The sequence below is a fragment of the Winogradskyella psychrotolerans genome (assembly GCF_018860565.1).
Taxonomy (GTDB): Bacteria; Bacteroidota; Bacteroidia; order Flavobacteriales; family Flavobacteriaceae; genus Winogradskyella; species Winogradskyella damuponensis.
Genome location: NZ_JAHKPS010000022.1, coordinates 386,430 through 403,922, shown reverse-complemented (window position 1 = coordinate 403,922; position 17,493 = coordinate 386,430). Strand labels below are relative to the sequence as shown.

Genomic DNA, 17,493 nt, shown 5'->3' with positions numbered 1-17,493 from the left:
TTTATGACACTAAATGATATGGGCTGTCGGCAAAAACCTAATCCCTAAAACCTAACTTTCCATCATCCATTCAAAGCCTCATTCAAGCGTTCATAAATCAAATGCGATTCCCAACCACGATACAATAAATAATCTGCCACTTTTTTCTTTTTCTTATAGTCATTAGATGCTTTAACCTGTGCGATACGTTTTTGAACTAATGCATCTAATGTTGCATAATAATCCTCTAAATCAATCTCATTTAAAGCAGCATCAATAGTGTATTTAGAAATTTCCCTAAATTTTAATTCCCTACGCAAGCGGTTTTTTCCCCATTTTTTAATTCTGAATTTCCCACTAACAAACGCTTTAGCAAAACGCTCTTCATTTAAAAAATTATGCTCAATTAAATGCACCATAATTACATCTATAGCTTCAGGAATCATGTTCATATCACGCAGCTTCTGCCGCACTTCTTTATGGCAACGTTCTTGGTAAGCACAATAGTGTTCTAGCTTAGCTTGCGCTTCGTCTACAGTATAAGTTTTGTGTGAATTCATTGCCTCAAAAATACAATAGATTACGCACAACTACAGCCATATTAAAACTCAAAAACTAGAACACATACCCTAGAAACAACACCGTAAAGATTGCATTTCATCGAAAAATGGCTTTATTTTATAGTAAAACACGCATAAAACTTAACAATTTGTTAATAAATACGTACCTTACAAGACACTGAAATACAGTGATTTTGATATATCTTTGTACAGTTAATCCCTTAATTTATCCCTATGATTAAGAACTACCTCTTTTCATTTATAGTATTTTGTTGTGCTTTTAATTTTGGTTATGGGCAAACATTCAATGAGATTACAACCTTAGGAGACCTCACTAACGGTAACTATTTAATTGTTGAATATGATGCTAATGCCAGTTCCAATGTTGCATTAATGGAGAACTCTACGGCTGGTACAGTATATATAGACTATACCACTATTACAAATCCAGGAGCTGCAATTACCACAGGATATTCTGCCAACAATATTTTTAATATTACAGTGTCTGGAGGAAATATTACCATTTATAATTCGTCTGTTGGTTACGTTTCTTTTGGAAGAACACCTGCAACAGCAAACGATGCAGATTTCTTTAACGGAACAATTGACGATAGAGAACGCTGGACACCAACTGTAAGTGGTGGGGAGTGGTCGCTTAGCAATGTCCAATATTCTGCTAGAATATTACAATGGAATAATAGCTCTCCACGTTTTGCTGCCTATACCTCAAATCAAGTAAAATTAAGACTTTTTAAACAAGTTACAGCACCATGTGTGGCACCAACAAGCCAACCAACAAGCTTGGTGTTAAATAATATAACGAGCTCATCTATTGATGGGGCATTTACAGCAGCATCTTCAGATGACTACCTTATTGTGGCTAGCACATCTGCTACGCTAAGCGGAAACCCTGTAGACGGAACTTCCTATTCTACTGGAGATTCTTTAGGAAGTGGAACCGTTGTACAGAGCTCTAGCGCAACAACATTTACAGCATCTGGCTTATCACAAACAACTCCATATTACTTTTTCGTTTTTGCTTTTAACGATTCTGGTTGTAGTGGTGGCCCACTGTATTATACCACAAGTCCATTAAATGGAACGGCTACCACAATAACAGGTCCTTGTGCTAGTGAATCTTTTGTAAATCTTGGTAATAGCAGCTCATATACTACTAGAACTTGGACTGGTGATAATAGTGTAGATTGGACAGCAACAGACGCGAGAACAGATAACAACCTAGGAGGAAATGAAGTTATAATATTGAGAAGTAATAATGACGGTACATTATCTAATGACAACCCCATTGCTGGCGGTTGTGGTGTAATTACCTTTGACTATGCACGTATATTTTCAGGAGAATCCACATTCCAAGTATGGATAAATGGTAGTCAATATGGAGGTGATGTTATTGCTTCATCAACGGTAGCTTCTACGTTTTCAGCAACTGTAAATGTACCAGGAAATATTAGTTTAGAAATAAGAAATGTAAGCTCTACGAATAACAAGCGTTTAATAATTAGTGACTTATCTTGGACCTGTTATTCTGGAACACCCAACCCAGAATTACAATTAATAGATGACTCCTCTATAGATCAAAATTGTGGTTACACTATAGATTTTGGAACTACCGGCAGCAGCTTTGGTACAACGGACCGTACTTTTGTTATAGAAAACAGAGGTACTGTAGATTTAGATGTGACTTCAATTCCTATAACAGGGACAAATGCTGGCGATTTTACAGTGTTATCACCTGCTATTCCTTTTTCGGTTGCTCCTAGTAGTACGCAGACCGTTACGGTACAATTTGCCCCAGCAACAAATGGCACAAAAACAGCAGAACTCACCATAAACAACAATGATATTGACGAAGGGGCTTGTGTGATAAACCTCACTGGTGAAGGTGTAACTCCAATTCCAGAGATTAGAGTAGAAACCAACTCAGGAAACAATATTCCTGACAATGCCGGAATCGCTCCTGTCTATAACAATAACTTTGGAAATCAAACAGAAAGTACAACTTCGGCTCCTAAAACCTACTTAATTGTTAATTTGGGCACAGGAAATTTAGACATAAGCAGCATCACGGTATCTACAACAGATTTTACAATAAGTAGCAATCCTGCTCCAACAACATTAGCTCCTGGAGATTCAACTCCTATCTTAATTACTTTTAATCCCTCTACTCCTGGTACAAAAAACGCTACTGTAACCATCAATAATACAGATCCTGATGAAAACCCATTCAGATTTGCCGTTACAGGTAATGGTATTTGCGGATCAAGTACAATGACTATATCACCTGATTCTGGACCTGCAAATACGGTTGTTACTATAACAGATTTAAGTTATGACATTAGTACAGCAACAGCAACATTTAACGGCACACCTCTTACAGTAACCGCTGTGACTGCTAACGAAATTGAAATCACTATACCAGCAGGAGAACCAACAGGAACTATTTTTGTAACCAATAGTTTTGGATGCGAAAGTTCGTTTCTTTTTAATGTTATCGACAATACTATCGGTGGTTGTGAAGGATCTAGTATTTTAGGAGAAATTTTTATAAGTGAAATAACAGATGCTACATATGGTGGACTATCATATATAGAATTATATAATGCAACTGGTGCTCCTGTAGATTTATCAAATTACACTTTAGACCTTTATAAAAATGGTAATACAGATAATACAGATACCAACAATTATAAAACACGTGCCTTATCTGGTACCATTGGAATTAATCAAACATTTGTAATTGCAACAGGTGTTGATATCTTCCCTTGCCCCCAAGCAGGTGGTGATGCTTCATACGCTGATTTAATTACAACAATGGAGGGTATTAACAAACCCGCTAATGGACATGATTTTTTAGGCATCTATAAATCTGGTGTTTTAATTGATGCTTTTGGTGTATTTGGTGACAACAATTGGATGAGCTCTGTTCATACTACCATTTCCGGAAATAAAGGCTTTAATTTTAGAAGATTAAACACTGCAACACCTTTACCAAATCCAACATTTGATGATGATGATTGGAATATTATTGATTGGGCTGGCAGTGGTGCAGGCTCTTGTTCTGTAAATGATTTTTCAGATATAGTAAATGGCTTCGATTTCTCTACCGGAACACCACCAATAGTTAATTCTATAGCAAGCACAACTACGGCATGTAATGAAACTACAATAAGTATTTCTGCAAGCGAAGGTTTTTCTGGAGGTAACAACTTAAGGTATTACTGGTATTTTTATAATCCTGCGCAAGCTGGTTTAGGATGGCAGGCTATTTCTACAGGAGGGATTTTTACAACAGTAGACACCTCGCCAGACCTTATAATTTCAGATGCTCCAAGTGTTTCAACGTATCAATTTTATTGCGAAGTAAGAGAGGATAATGCTACTTGTTATGCCGCTTCTAATGCTATAAAAATAACACTAAGCACTGCAACTTGGGATGGTAATTGGAACTGGAACGACGGCACCCCTTTAGATACAGTGCCTAATTTATCTACTAATGTTATTATTAATGCACCTTACGATACTTCTGTAGGAGGAGCTCAAACAAGCTTTAGCGCTTGTAGCTTAACAGTAAACAGTCCTTTTAATTTAGCCATACAAAACAACAACTATATTGAAGTACAAAACAACATTGTTGCCAATGGTAACATTACAGTTCAATCACAAGGATCGGTTGTACAAATAAATGATTTAGCAACCGTAACAGGTGTTGGTGTTATTACAGTACAAAAGGAAACTACAACATTAACAGACGCCTATAATTACACGTATTGGAGTTCTCCTGTAGCCGGAGAAACTGTAGAAAATGTTTTCACTAACGTTGCACCTAGCAGACGATTTATCTTTAATGCGGCTAATTTTATAGATCTTTTAGAAGAAATTGATAACACAAATACATTTGTATCAGGACAAGATGATATAGATGATGACGGTAACGATTGGCAACTCGCCTCTGGCATAATGACTCCAGGTGTTGGCTACGCTGCAACAGCAAGTATTTTTGGTCCATTTCCTGCATCACAACAATTTCCATTTGTAGGGCCATTTAACAACGGCGTATATACACCAACTATTGTTAATAATAGTGGAGGTGTTTATAATGACTGGAATTTTATTGGAAACCCATATCCAAGCGCCATAGATACTAATGTATTTTTCTCTGTTAACTCTGGTATTACCAATAATATTTATTTATGGAGCCAAGCAACAGCATTAAATGCTAATTCTCAAGGTAACGAAGGAGAAAACTTTTCTGGTGCTGATTATGCTATAATTAATGCAAGTGGTGTAAACGTAGCTGGAGGAGATGGTGTTATTCCAAATGATTTTGTGCCTTCTGGACAAGGCTTCTTTATTGAAGCTATAAGTGGAACAAATATTACCTTTAATAACTCTATGAGAGTTACAGGTAATAACAATCAGTTTTTTAGAAACAATACACAAAGAAATGTTTTATGGCTTAATTTAAGTTCAGATAATGGTGTCGCTAAACAAATTGCTGTAGCCCATCTTCAAGGCGCAACAGACAACAATGATGGTTCTTATTATGATGTAAAGGAAAACCTTTCGTCAGGAAATGCAGCAACTATATATTCTACGATTTTAGATAGTGCTGATGAGCAATTTGTAATTCAAGGGAAAGACATTACTAGCTTAGATGAAAATGAAGTAATTCACATTGGGTTTAAAACCATTATAACAACACCTACTTTATACAAAATTTCTATTGCACAATTTGAAGGTGAATTTTATACGGCTAATAATATTTATCTAAAAGACAACCTATTAAACACCTACCACAATCTTAAAGATTCAGATTACACCTTTACGTCTGAAACAGGAGAATACAACAATCGTTTTGAAATCGTATTTAGAACAGCTAACCTTTCTATTGAAGACCATTTAATCAATGCTAACGGTATTAGCATTACCGAATTAACAAATGGCGATGTAGAATTTAAACTCAATTCTAATCAAAACACAATTACTAATGTTGAAATTTTAGATATGTTAGGCAGACGCGTTTATAACTTAAGAGGTAACACTACTACTGAAGTATACAACCTATCACAACTAAGCCAATCTGCTTATATCGCAAAAATAACACTGTCTAACGGACAGGTCATTAGTAAAAAAGCGATTAAACAACAGTAAGATTATAATAATCTATAAATTAAAAGCCTCATGTAAAATGAGGCTTTTTTTATTGCCTAAAGCTTACATTAAAACAAGCATCTAAAGCTATTGTAGAGTATTTTACATAATAGGTTCACCCGTAGTTGCGTCGGGTTAACCTCGGGTTTGCGTCGGGTAAGACTCGGATAAACCACGGGGTTAACTTAGCTTAGCTACAAAACAAATAACACACTAAATCGTAAGATGTAAACCACTCACATTAAACAGAGTTAGCACCAACTTTAAGTCAACACTTGTTAGAGTGTATATTTTAAAGCTAGTATAAGATTTCTACCTGCAGCTGCAATACCAGAAGAATACGGTTGGTAACGTTGATCTGTAATATTTTCTAAACTAGCCGTTAAACTAAGATTAGCGTTGTATTGGTATTGTGTTCTTAAATTTAGCGTATACCAAGATGGTGCATACGGATTGCCATCAGAATCTAAGGCATAGATATAGTCTTTAGCACTTTCTGAAGGCGCAAGCTGATTAAAAGAAAGTTCGTTATTATAAACAACAAAAGCATTTAATTGCAATTTATTATTTTTCCAGATAAGATGTGTTCGTCCAAAATTTGGAGCTACGTGCCTTACAGGCTCTTCTAACCCATTATTATCTTCTGTACCACCAATTACATTATATTGAGAGCTTAATTTTAATTGTTTTGTAAAATTAACTTCCAACCCTGCTTCAAACCCATAAATCCATGCTTTAGAGGCATTTTGTATCGCCTGAACATCACTTAACTCACCATCATACATAATTTCGGCTGCACCATTTATGGCATAAGCTCTTCTAATTAAAGCATTATCTAAAAAGGTATAATAAGAGGCCAAGTCTAAAACCACTTTGTCATCAAAATTTAGTTTTAACCCCAATTCACCACCATAAGCATACTCTGCTTTTAAGTCTTTATTTGGCACTACTACAGCACCAGGCTCACTATCAAAGACCTTTCCAATATCATCTATGTTTGGAGCTCTAAACGCTGTAGAGGCATTTAATTTCCATTGAATCATATTGCTTAGCGACCACGTAATGCCTGCTGTACCAGTTAATGCACCTGTATTTATTTCAACATCATTAAAAGGCAAGTTTAAAAACTCATTATTGGCTGTAAAGTCGGCTTTAGCAATCACTTGATTAAACCGAAGCCCAGTTTGAAATACAAATTTAGAATTAGGCTTATGTTTTAAACTCGCATAAGCAGCTATAGATTGCCAGGTAGATCCATCTGGATAACGTGTAACATTAGGAACACTAGTGTTGGTTTCAATATGTTCTTCATGTCCTTCAGAGCCTACGATATTATGTAAATATTCTAAGCCATAGAAAATACTTGTTTTTTCACTTAAATCCTTTTCTAAATCGAGATTAAAGGACATCGCATCTACAGACTCTGCTCTTACTTCGCGTATGGCAGATTGATAGTCTCTATCTTCTCTACTTTCTTTAAAATTTTGATAGGCTAAAGTGGTCTGAATTTTATCATACAAGTTAGAATGACTACTCAATTTGGTCAATTGAAAACTCCCCATAAACCACTGTTGCGGACCATAATTCCATTCGGCAGAACGTAAATAATCTCCTCTATATCTTATTAATCTATCGTATCTGGAATAATCAGATGTTGTAGAATAGTACAATCCAAAATCAAAATTAAGATTATCAGACGGCTCGTATCTGGCTTTTTGCATCAGGTTAATTTGGTCGTAACCTGTTGGTGTTTGTACCAACGGATTAGAATTAGCAACCATAATATCTTCTCCATTTACACTAGCCACATATTCTGGCCTTATATAATCTGTTGGCCCATGACTTCCCATTCTTAAATCATCAAAATTGGTATAACTTACACTAGTTAAAAACGCCCACTTTTTATAACCTAAGTTCACATCAAAATGTCCTGTTTTCTCTTTGTTAGCAGTAGAATATCTTGCTAAAGCATTTCCTGCAAGAAACAATTCATCCTTATAAGATAACTGAGGTTTTTTTGTATAAAAACTCATCACACCACCAATAGCATCACTACCATAGACCACAGAACCAGCCCCTAAAGTCACCTCTGTATTTCTAATTGCAAAAGGATCTATAGAAATCACATTTTGAAGATTACCTCCTCTAAAAATAGCATTATTCATACGTACACCATCTACAGTAATTAAAAGACGGTTAGTAGAAAACCCTCTAATCATTGGGCTCCCTCCTCCCATTTGACTTTTCTGAATGTAAATATTACCGGTGTTCTCTAATACATCTGCACTTGTTTGCGGATTTGCAAGCACAATATCTTTAGCATTAAGACTCACAATAGTTTGAGGAATATCGCGCTTGTTTTGCTCAAACTTAGATGCAGATATAACAATTTGCTTTAAGTCTTCAACTTTTAAAGTAAGGTGTACCGTATTATTGTTTTTTGCAATTTCAGCTTTTGTGAGTTGTTGCTTTTCGTATAAAAAATCTTGAAAAAAGATGATTTCATCATCATTAAAAATAGCTAAAGAGGCTTCACCTTTTAAATCGGTAACTAGCGTTTTAGTCTTCTTAAGATTATACAGTTCAACTCCAGGAATTGGAGCAAGACTATCTTCTTCTAAAACAGTAACAGTTTGTCCAAAAACCGATTGTATGAAAAGAACTAAAAAAATACTATACGCGAAGTTTCGCTTTATCTGCAAACTCATTTTCAATAAAATATTTTGGTAAATACGCCTAATGAAATACCTCGTTAAGCACCTGTAATGATTTAGGATTTTTAAAATTACCCAAATGTAATTCAAAATAATGCAACAGCATATTTAAAAACTCTTGTCTTTGTTTGCCGTTGATTTTTACAGTATTTAAAGTATCAAAATTTGTGCCTAACAGACGTTTTAACAGTGTTAAATTTTCGCCTGAAACGGAATAAATTCCGTGATTGACACCTTCAAAAATTCCAGATTCTAAATTAAAATACGGATCGTTTGTATTCACGTTTTCTGGTTGAAATCCTAAATAGCGTGTTAATTTTAAAAGAAACAATAAATGAAAATTAGAAAATTGGTCTTCATTATCTAAATACTGAAGTGCTGCCGATATAAAATGAAATAAATCTTCATTCTTTTCTTCTTCTTTAAGCACATTGGAAAGTATTTCAGATAAAAACAATACAATTGAACTTTTATAGATGTTAGTATGAAGACTTTTATAAATATAACTAAATTTTACTTCTTTTATAAAGTGAAGCGATTGATTAGGCTTGTAGTTTTCTTCAATTTGAAGCTGAGATAAAGCTTGATAATAAACCGTTTTAGACAATCCTTTTTTAGACTTTAAAACACCTCTTAACATATAACTTACCAATCCTCGTTGCTCAGTATAACACTTTACAATAAGATCATGATCTCTGTATTTTAATTTTGAAAGAACAATGCTATTGTTTTTTGTAAGCATGTTTATCTTATTATAAGGACTTTTAATACTTTGGTTTCAAAAGAATCTAAATCTGAAATCAGTATTAAATACACGCCAGATCTCACTATAGAATTGCCCATGTTTTTACCATTCCAAACGGCAGTACCTCCGTCTATAGCAAAGTTATAGTTGTTATTTGAAGACCTTAAATTAACATTAGACTGTGCTTCGGCAACCAAATTACCTTCAATATCTGTGATTTTAATATTTACACTATCTGTAAGTCCGCTTATTTTTACGCCTTTATTAATGTCGTTAAGGTCATTAAAACCAAGTATATTATACTCTGGTCGTACAGGGTTTGGATAAGCAAAAGCATTTTCTAAAGTATCTTCTGGCTTAGAACCTCCGGCTTTAAACGCCATTAATCCTCTTGAGCTAGCAATATATACTATACCATTATCTAAATCTAAAGCGATATCATTAATGCGATTTGAAGGTAGTGGTGAGTTATCTGTTGTAAAGTGATAAATTGTTTTTTGACCATCTGACGAAAAATAAAACACACCCGAATCTGCAGTGGCAATCCATTTGTTATTAGAACCATCAACTTCAATATCTGAAATAGATTGGTTTTCTAAAAGCTCTTTAGGAATACCATCTTCCAAAATAATAATTTGACTTAGCGTTGGATTTGGATCTTCATAAAAGCCTATTGTATTATACAAAACTCTTAACCCTTTTGTTGTCCCAACCCATAGCTGACTACTATTATCTACCGCAACAGCAGTAAACCTAGAAAATGGGAGTACATTTTGAGCTTCTGAATTAATATTACGTAGCGGATTATTTCCTATACTTTCATTGTATGCTAACAAACCATTAGAATATGAGCCTATCCATTTGGTGCCATTATTATCTATATCTATATCAAAAAAACCAAATTCGTCAGTTGTAGAATTTTCTATTATACTCGAAAAATCATGAGCTTCCCAACTTCCTGTACTAGGATCATACGATTTTAAAGGATTAGGAGCACGTGACGTTAACGACCACAACACACCATTTCTGTCAAATATTGAAGCAGACACTCTAATGGTTGTATAATTTATTATAGGTTCTAACCCACTATTGTCTTGATTATACAATACAGTAGGTTCAAAATTATTTAATTCTAATATTCCATTTTCAAATGAACTGACAAAGACTTGATTAGACTTAAATGGATTTATAGAAATAGTATTGAGATTTTTTGCTCCCAAAACACTGTCATAAGGAATGTTTTGCCAAGTCTCATTTCTATAATAACTCAACCCTCGGCTTCGTTCCGGAGCAGGATCAAATGCAGATGTATAATCTCCAAAACTTGCCCAAACAACATTTTCGGCATTTATCTTAAACGTTTCATTATATAAAGGCCCATTAGGCATAATATCTACGTAAGTACTGTTATCTGAAATCTGACCTTTTAGTACTCCAAAATTCTCTGTACCTATATATACAAAGTCATCTAATAGTGTTGCTGATGTAAAATTTGTATCAAAATCTACAGTTGGCTGAAAACTGTTAACTAATTGCATATTTTCATCGTACACATAAACTGTATTTGTTGTTGAAAAAATAAAATTAGAACCCACTTTTTCTACATCTAAAGGTAATAAGGGTAAAGTTAATACGCTATTAACTGAAGCACCATTTATTTTATAAACCACAGCATTAGCTCTTACAGCATACAAAGAATTACCTACAGTACTCGCAGAATGATAGTTCCCTACAATAACGGTTTGCCACTGTTGAGAATCAATAAGATTAGGATTGGTTAAATCTGCTTTTTTTAAGCCATTATTATTTAAACAAGCTGCATAGATTTCATTATTTAAAATAGAAACTTGTTTCACTGTAATTTGAGATCCACCATTACCAAGAAAATAGGTATCTCCAAACTCTAATCCCTCTAAACTATAAATTGAAATGCCATAATCCGTAGAAATATAAATTAAGCCTTCATTCTCGTAGAAATGATTAATACGTTTATTTAATGGAGTAATGTTTTGTTTTTCAAGAATATCAACAACTCTTAATACCGATTTATCAGTTTCAGAATATATCTCAATTAAGCCTGTTTCATAACCAATGAGTAAATATTGATATAACTCACTATAATAAATAGTTGTAATTTGTTCACCAGACAACCCTTCTACAGTCGTGATTTTAGTTATTTCATTAGTTAAAGTATCGTATTCAAAAACGGCATTTTGGGCAGCCGCAAATATTTTATTCTCACCATTTACAACATCTATAATATTATTATAGGAATAATGCCCTTGCCATAACTCTGAGAAATCTTGACTATAACACGAGGTTGTTAAGCCAAATACTAGAATAAAGATTTTAAAAATAGTAATACGCATTCGTAAATTAGGTTTGGTCAAAGATATTTAATAGTAACGATATTATAATGCATATCATATATTATGTCAATAAAAAAAGCTTCCATGAAAAACACAGAAGCTCATCTTTTAATCGTATTAATGAGTTAAACTACTCCTTGAGCTAACATAGCATCTGCAACTTTTACAAAGCCTGCAATATTTGCTCCTCGTACATAATCTACATAACCATTTTCATCAGTTCCATATTCAACACATGATGCATGAATATCATCCATAATTTGATTTAATTTAGCATCTACTTCTTCACGAGTCCAGTTGTATCGTAATGAGTTTTGGCTCATCTCTAAACCAGATGTTGCTACTCCACCAGCATTAGATGCTTTTCCTGGAGCAAACAATATTTTTGCTTTATGAAAGGCCTCAATTGCTTCTGGTGTAGAAGGCATATTAGCTCCTTCACTCACACAAATACAACCATTACTTAATAATTTTTCTGCGTCTTCTGCATTAAGTTCGTTTTGTGTTGCACATGGCAAGGCAATATCACATTTAACTCCCCAAGGAGTTTCACCTTTATGGTATGTTCCTGAAGAAAATTCATTAGCATATTCTGAAATCCTTCCTCTTTTTACATTTTTAAGATCCATAATAAAGGCCAATTTTTCGGCATCAATCCCATCTTTATCGTAAATATATCCCGAAGAATCAGACATTGTAAGTACTTTTGCACCAAATTCTATGGCCTTTTCTGCAGCATACTGTGCTACGTTTCCAGAACCCGAAATTACAACATGTTTACCTTCAAAACTGTCATTTTTAGTTGCTAACATATTTTTAGCAAAATACACATTACCATAACCCGTAGCTTCTGGTCTTATTAAAGAGCCACCAAAAGAAATTCCTTTACCTGTTAGCACACCTGTAAACTCGTTACGCAATCTTTTATATTGGCCAAACATATAACCAATTTCTCTTCCTCCTACTCCAATATCTCCTGCAGGAACATCTGTATTTGGGCCAATATGACGAAATAATTCGCTCATAAAACTTTGACAAAAACGCATGACTTCATTATCTGACTTCCCTTTAGGATTAAAGTCCGAACCACCTTTACCACCTCCCATAGGAAGTGTTGTTAAAGAATTTTTAAATACTTGCTCAAAACCTAAAAATTTTAAAATACTTAGATTTACTGAAGGGTGAAAACGCAAACCTCCTTTATAAGGTCCAATAGCAGAATTAAATTCAACTCTAAACGCTCTATTAACTTGCGTATTACCGTTATCATCAATCCACGGTACTCTAAATATTATAGTACGTTCTGGCTCTACCATACGCTCCAATAACATTTTACCTTTGTATTTTGGATTGCTTTCAATAAATGGAATTACAGTTTCCGCAACTTCCTCTACAGCCTGCATAAACTCAGGTTCGTTACCATTTCTTTCATTTACGAGATTTAAAAAAGCTTTTATTTTATCTTTCATAAATTTATTTTTTTTGTTTTTGTTAAAGTCTTATACAAACAACTTATTATTACACAAATATCATTTTAATTAACATTAATTTAGAAATTTATAATATATTGTGTGTAAATTATAATTTATCTGCAAAAATAAGTGTTTAATTTATATTTTTATCTGTTTAATTTTTCAAAATCAACATTAATTCTTTTCTTTAAAGTATATTAAAGCATGCATTTTATCCGTTTTATTTGGTATTTCGTCGAGTTTTTATATATTTGCTCGGCTAAGAGTCTCAATTTTGAAATTACATGACACTATATATAAAAAAACTATTCATTCCACTTGCATTTTTTTTATCAATGCAACTAAGTTACTCGCAATTAGGCTTTTCTCACGAATTAGGTGTTATTGCAGGTCCTGTAGCTTATCAATCTGATTTCGGTGTACGTTCGGATTTTGAAACTAATGCTGGCAATTCAGGGATTGGTTTAGGTATTGTACACTACATCAACTTTTCTTATCGTGCTGATTGTAATTGTTATACTACAGACAAATACTTTAATGACCACTTTAAGTTAAGAAGTGAAATCTCTTGGAATAAAACAAAACTTGAGCACTTCGGAGAATGGGTTGAGTCTAATAAAACATCTGAAAATGCCAATCGATTAAGAGGGCATTCTGGAGAGGCACAAAATTGGGATATAGGAATGCAATTAGAGTTTTTCCCAAGAAGTATCAGAGAATTTTCTGCTGGTGTTTATTCATTTGCTCCGTTTGTTAGTTTAGGCGCGCACTATGTATCATACAATCCTAGTGTTTACACCAATTATGTAAGCTCAGATTTTTCTAACCTTAATAACTTTGGAGATATAGATGACCCATCTAACTTTTACTCATTTTGGGAACCTGGTTCTGTAAGTGACAAAAGTGGTTCTGCGTGGTCTATAGTAAGTAGTGTTGGAACAAGATACAAACTTACTGTACTTTCGGATTTAATGGTTGATTTAAGATTCCAGTACTTTTTTAGTGACAAAACGGATGGTTTAGACCACCAACTTTCTTCTAATAAAGCCAACGATTGGATGGTGTGGCTAAACTTTGGTTACATTTACTACTTAGATTAAACAACTTATAAATTATATAACACAAAAGACCAAATCATTAGATTTGGTCTTTTGTGTATTGTAGAACTAATAATAAAACTATCCTATGGCTTGTTTTAAATCTCCTATTAAGTCTGTTTCATCTTCAATACCCACACTCAATCTAATTAGAGAATCTACAACTCCTGCTTTTTCACGATCTTCTTTAGGGATACTAGCGTGTGTCATACTTGCTGGATGACCAGCTAACGATTCTACACCACCAAGCGATTCGGCAAGCGTAAAAATGTTTAGCTTCTCTACTATATTCATAGCGTCTTGGTAATTATTTCCTTTTGTAGTAAAAGACACCATGCCCCCAAAATTGGTCATTTGTGATTTGGCGATAAAATGATTGGGATGATGCTTAAAACCTGGCCAATATACGTTTTCAATTTTTGGATGTTTTTCTAAATATTCTGCAACTGCTTTTCCATTTTCGCAATGACGCTGCATACGTACATGTAACGTTTTTATACCTCTTAATGCTAAAAACGCATCTTGAGGACCACAAACCGCTCCACTTGCATTCTGAATAAAATACAAACGATCTGCCAATTCCTTATCTTTAACAATTAAAGCTCCCATAACCAAATCACTATGACCTCCAAGATATTTTGTTGCTGAATGCATAACAATATCGGCACCTAAATCTAATGGTTGCTGTAAATACGGAGTGGCAAATGTATTATCAACAGCCAACAGTACATCATGTCTTTTAGCCATTTTTGCCGTTGTAATAATATCTATAATATTTAACATTGGGTTTGTTGGCGTTTCTACCCAAATCAACTTTGTGTTGGAGTTAATGTAGTCTTCAACACAATTGGCATTTTCCATACCAATAAAATGAAATTTTATACCAAAATCCTCATATATTTTAGTAAATAAACGATATGTCCCACCATATAAATCGTTAGTAGAAATGACTTCATCACCAGGCTTTAATAATTTTAGAACAGCATCAATCGCTGCTAAACCAGAGCTAAAAGCCAAACCATGATTTCCATTTTCTATACTCGCAAAAGCATTCTCTAACGCCGTTCTGGTTGGGTTGTGTGTTCTAGAATACTCATAACCCTTATGACCGCCTGGAGTTGATTGTGCAAACGTAGATGTTTGATAAATTGGAGGCATTACAGAACCATATGCAAGATCAGGTTTTTGACCTCCGTGTATTGCTTTTGTATTGAATTTCATAGTTTATAACATTTACGGCCTAAGCCATCTGAATTATCACCTTTAAATCACAACAAATTTAATGGATAATTCGTTCTATTCGAATCTATATAATACCTTTAGTCTTTGTTTAACAAAACCTCTGCTAGTTTGAAACGTATAAGTCTTTTTTTAGTATTTTTAATTCTTTTAAATTCATGTACTTCTGAATTTAAACCTGTAACCTTTGAAACCATTTCAATTGAAGAATCTTTTGATGCCGAAATTTCGGCAACTTACAGTAAGGCCAAAGGCAATAGTGACCTCAGCAAAACTATTAACACCAATGTTGAAAATGCAATTATTAAAACCTTAAGTACACCTGAAAATAAAAACAACTTAACCGATGTTCTAAAAGCTTTTAATACAGAATACCTTAGCTTTAGAAACGAATTTTCAGAAGGATCAGAACCTGTATGGGAACTTCATATTGAAACCGAATTAACCTATCAATCTGAAGAAGTGATTACAATAGCAATTAGTAATTACGAATTTAAAGGAGGAGCACATGGTAACGACCAAATACAATTTCTCAACTTAGACGCTAAAACAGGTAAAATTTTGAGCTTAGATGATATTATCACAGACAAAGAAAGCTTTACAACATTAGCCGAAAAACATTTTATAAAATCATTAGACAACAAAAAAGATAACTTAAAAATGGAAGATTTCTTTTTTGGAGAATCGTTTCACTTACCAGAAAACATAGGTTTTAGTGAAGACGGACTAGTACTGCTTTATAATGTTTACGAAGTTGCTTCGTATGATAGTGGTTATACCGAGTTTGTAATTCCGTTTACAGAGACAGAATTATATTTAAAGATTCATTAATCCTTTACTCCTCTTGTTAATCGTTTAATAAAAGGTTCAACGGTTAAACCTTGACCAACAATAGAAACCACCACTACAATATAAGTAATTACTAAAAATAATTCTCTATGCATCGCTGTGGTAAGACTTAGAGCTAATGCTATTGAAATTCCACCTCGCAAGCCTCCCCAAGTCATTATCAAATTTGTTTTTGGCACAAAATCTAAACGTTTTGAAAAAAACTTTATGGGTAACCATAGTGATATATAACGACACATTAATATAATAGGAATAGCTAATAATCCGGCATAAATGTATTTGCCTTCTAAAGTTAGAATTAACATTTCCATACCAATCATTACAAACAAAATAGTATTTAATAAGACATCTATTAGTTCCCAAAATTTATCCACATACAGTTCTGTAGTTTCAGACATGGCAGAATTTCTTACGGTATCATTTCCAACAATAAGTCCAGCTGTAACCATCGCTAATGGTGCAGATAAATGAAATTTATGCGCTAACATGGTGCCTCCCATAACCGTTGCAAGGGTTAGAATGACTTCAATTTCATAATTATCAATAGAACGCATTAAACGATACGTAACCCAACCTAAAAAAAGCCCCAAAACAATACCACCAATAACTTCTTGTCCGAATAAGGTTGCAATTTCAGATAATTTAATCGCTGCATCTGGTTTGGCTGCAATCGCAAAAATGGTCAAGAACACCACGACTCCAACTCCATCATTAAATAATGATTCTCCTACAATTTTGGTTTCCAATTTTTTTGGTGCTCCTGCCTTTTTTAAAATTCCTAAAACGGCAATGGGATCTGTTGGTGATATTAACGCCCCAAATAATAAACAATAGATAAAATCGACATTTAATCCCATTAATTTTAACACATAGAACATCGCAATACCAACCAAAACTGTAGATACCAAAACACCTAAAGTTGCAAAAGCTAAAATTGGGCCGCGTTGCACTTTTAGTTGATTAAAATTAGTATGTAGTGCCCCTGCAAATAATAAAAAACTCAACATAATATCTAACAAGACGGTTTCAAAGTCTATCATAGCTATAAATTCCCGCTCTTGAACCAATAAAGTATCATCAAACTGAGCAATACCAACTAAAACTACAGTAAAAACAATAGTAATAACCATTAAACCAATGGTAATTGGTAGTTTTAAAAACTTCACGTTTATATAGCCAAAAAGGGCAGATAACACAACTAAAATCGTTGCAATTGAGTAGTAATCCATAAATTGATATTTTTCTTAAAAGTAATAAAATTCGTTAGAAATACGGTTTCTTTGCATTTTGAAATTAA

Annotated in this window: 10 protein-coding genes; 3 read left to right on the top strand and 7 right to left on the bottom strand. The window is 33.8% G+C overall.

The annotated features are described in order from the left end of the window. Positions 1-62: 62 nt before the first annotated feature. On the bottom strand, positions 63-539 hold the full coding sequence (locus KO504_RS10695) for a regulatory protein RecX (RefSeq protein WP_215926735.1): 477 nt from the start codon (positions 537-539) through the stop codon (positions 63-65). Positions 540-773: 234 nt separating this feature from the next. Between KO504_RS10695 and KO504_RS10690 the strand changes: the two genes are divergently transcribed. Then, positions 774-5,711, top strand: a complete 4,938-nt coding sequence (locus KO504_RS10690) for a beta strand repeat-containing protein (protein ID WP_215926733.1) — start codon at positions 774-776, stop codon at positions 5,709-5,711. Positions 5,712-5,989: 278 nt separating this feature from the next. Here KO504_RS10690 and KO504_RS10685 read toward each other — a convergent pair whose 3' ends face one another. From KO504_RS10685 to gdhA, 4 genes are all read right to left on the bottom strand, one after another. Beyond that, positions 5,990-8,419: a TonB-dependent receptor plug domain-containing protein gene (locus tag KO504_RS10685; protein WP_215926731.1), complete on the bottom strand. Its 2,430-nt coding sequence runs from the start codon at positions 8,417-8,419 to the stop codon at positions 5,990-5,992. Between the two features lie 28 nt (positions 8,420-8,447). Continuing rightward, on the bottom strand, positions 8,448-9,167 hold the full coding sequence (gene recO / locus KO504_RS10680; protein ID WP_215926729.1) for a DNA repair protein RecO: 720 nt from the start codon (positions 9,165-9,167) through the stop codon (positions 8,448-8,450). 2 nt (positions 9,168-9,169) lie between these two features. Next, positions 9,170-11,539, bottom strand: coding sequence for an ABC transporter substrate-binding protein (locus KO504_RS10675; RefSeq protein ID WP_215926727.1), 2,370 nt, complete (start codon positions 11,537-11,539; stop codon positions 9,170-9,172). A 125-nt stretch (positions 11,540-11,664) separates the two neighbouring features. Beyond that, positions 11,665-13,008: an NADP-specific glutamate dehydrogenase gene (gene gdhA / locus KO504_RS10670; protein WP_215926725.1), complete on the bottom strand. Its 1,344-nt coding sequence runs from the start codon at positions 13,006-13,008 to the stop codon at positions 11,665-11,667. A gap of 287 nt (positions 13,009-13,295) precedes the next feature. Here gdhA and KO504_RS10665 point away from each other — a divergent pair, with 287 nt between their 5' ends. After that, the gene (locus tag KO504_RS10665) at positions 13,296-14,111 is read left to right on the top strand and encodes a THC0290_0291 family protein (RefSeq protein ID WP_215926723.1); all 816 of its coding nucleotides are present in this window, start codon (positions 13,296-13,298) and stop codon (positions 14,109-14,111) included. A gap of 78 nt (positions 14,112-14,189) precedes the next feature. Here KO504_RS10665 and KO504_RS10660 read toward each other — a convergent pair whose 3' ends face one another. Then, positions 14,190-15,329, bottom strand: a complete 1,140-nt coding sequence (locus KO504_RS10660; RefSeq protein ID WP_215926722.1) for a cystathionine gamma-synthase — start codon at positions 15,327-15,329, stop codon at positions 14,190-14,192. A 129-nt stretch (positions 15,330-15,458) separates the two neighbouring features. Between KO504_RS10660 and KO504_RS10655 the strand changes: the two genes are divergently transcribed. Then, entirely contained in the window at positions 15,459-16,178 is a 720-nt protein-coding gene (locus KO504_RS10655; protein WP_215926720.1) for a DUF3298 and DUF4163 domain-containing protein, read from the top strand. On the opposite strand, the gene KO504_RS10650 is transcribed toward KO504_RS10655, so the two are convergent. Further along, on the bottom strand, positions 16,175-17,425 hold the full coding sequence (locus tag KO504_RS10650) for a cation:proton antiporter (RefSeq protein WP_215926718.1): 1,251 nt from the start codon (positions 17,423-17,425) through the stop codon (positions 16,175-16,177). The two genes, KO504_RS10655 and KO504_RS10650, sit on opposite strands and share 4 nt — an antisense overlap. Positions 17,426-17,493 lie beyond the last annotated feature (68 nt).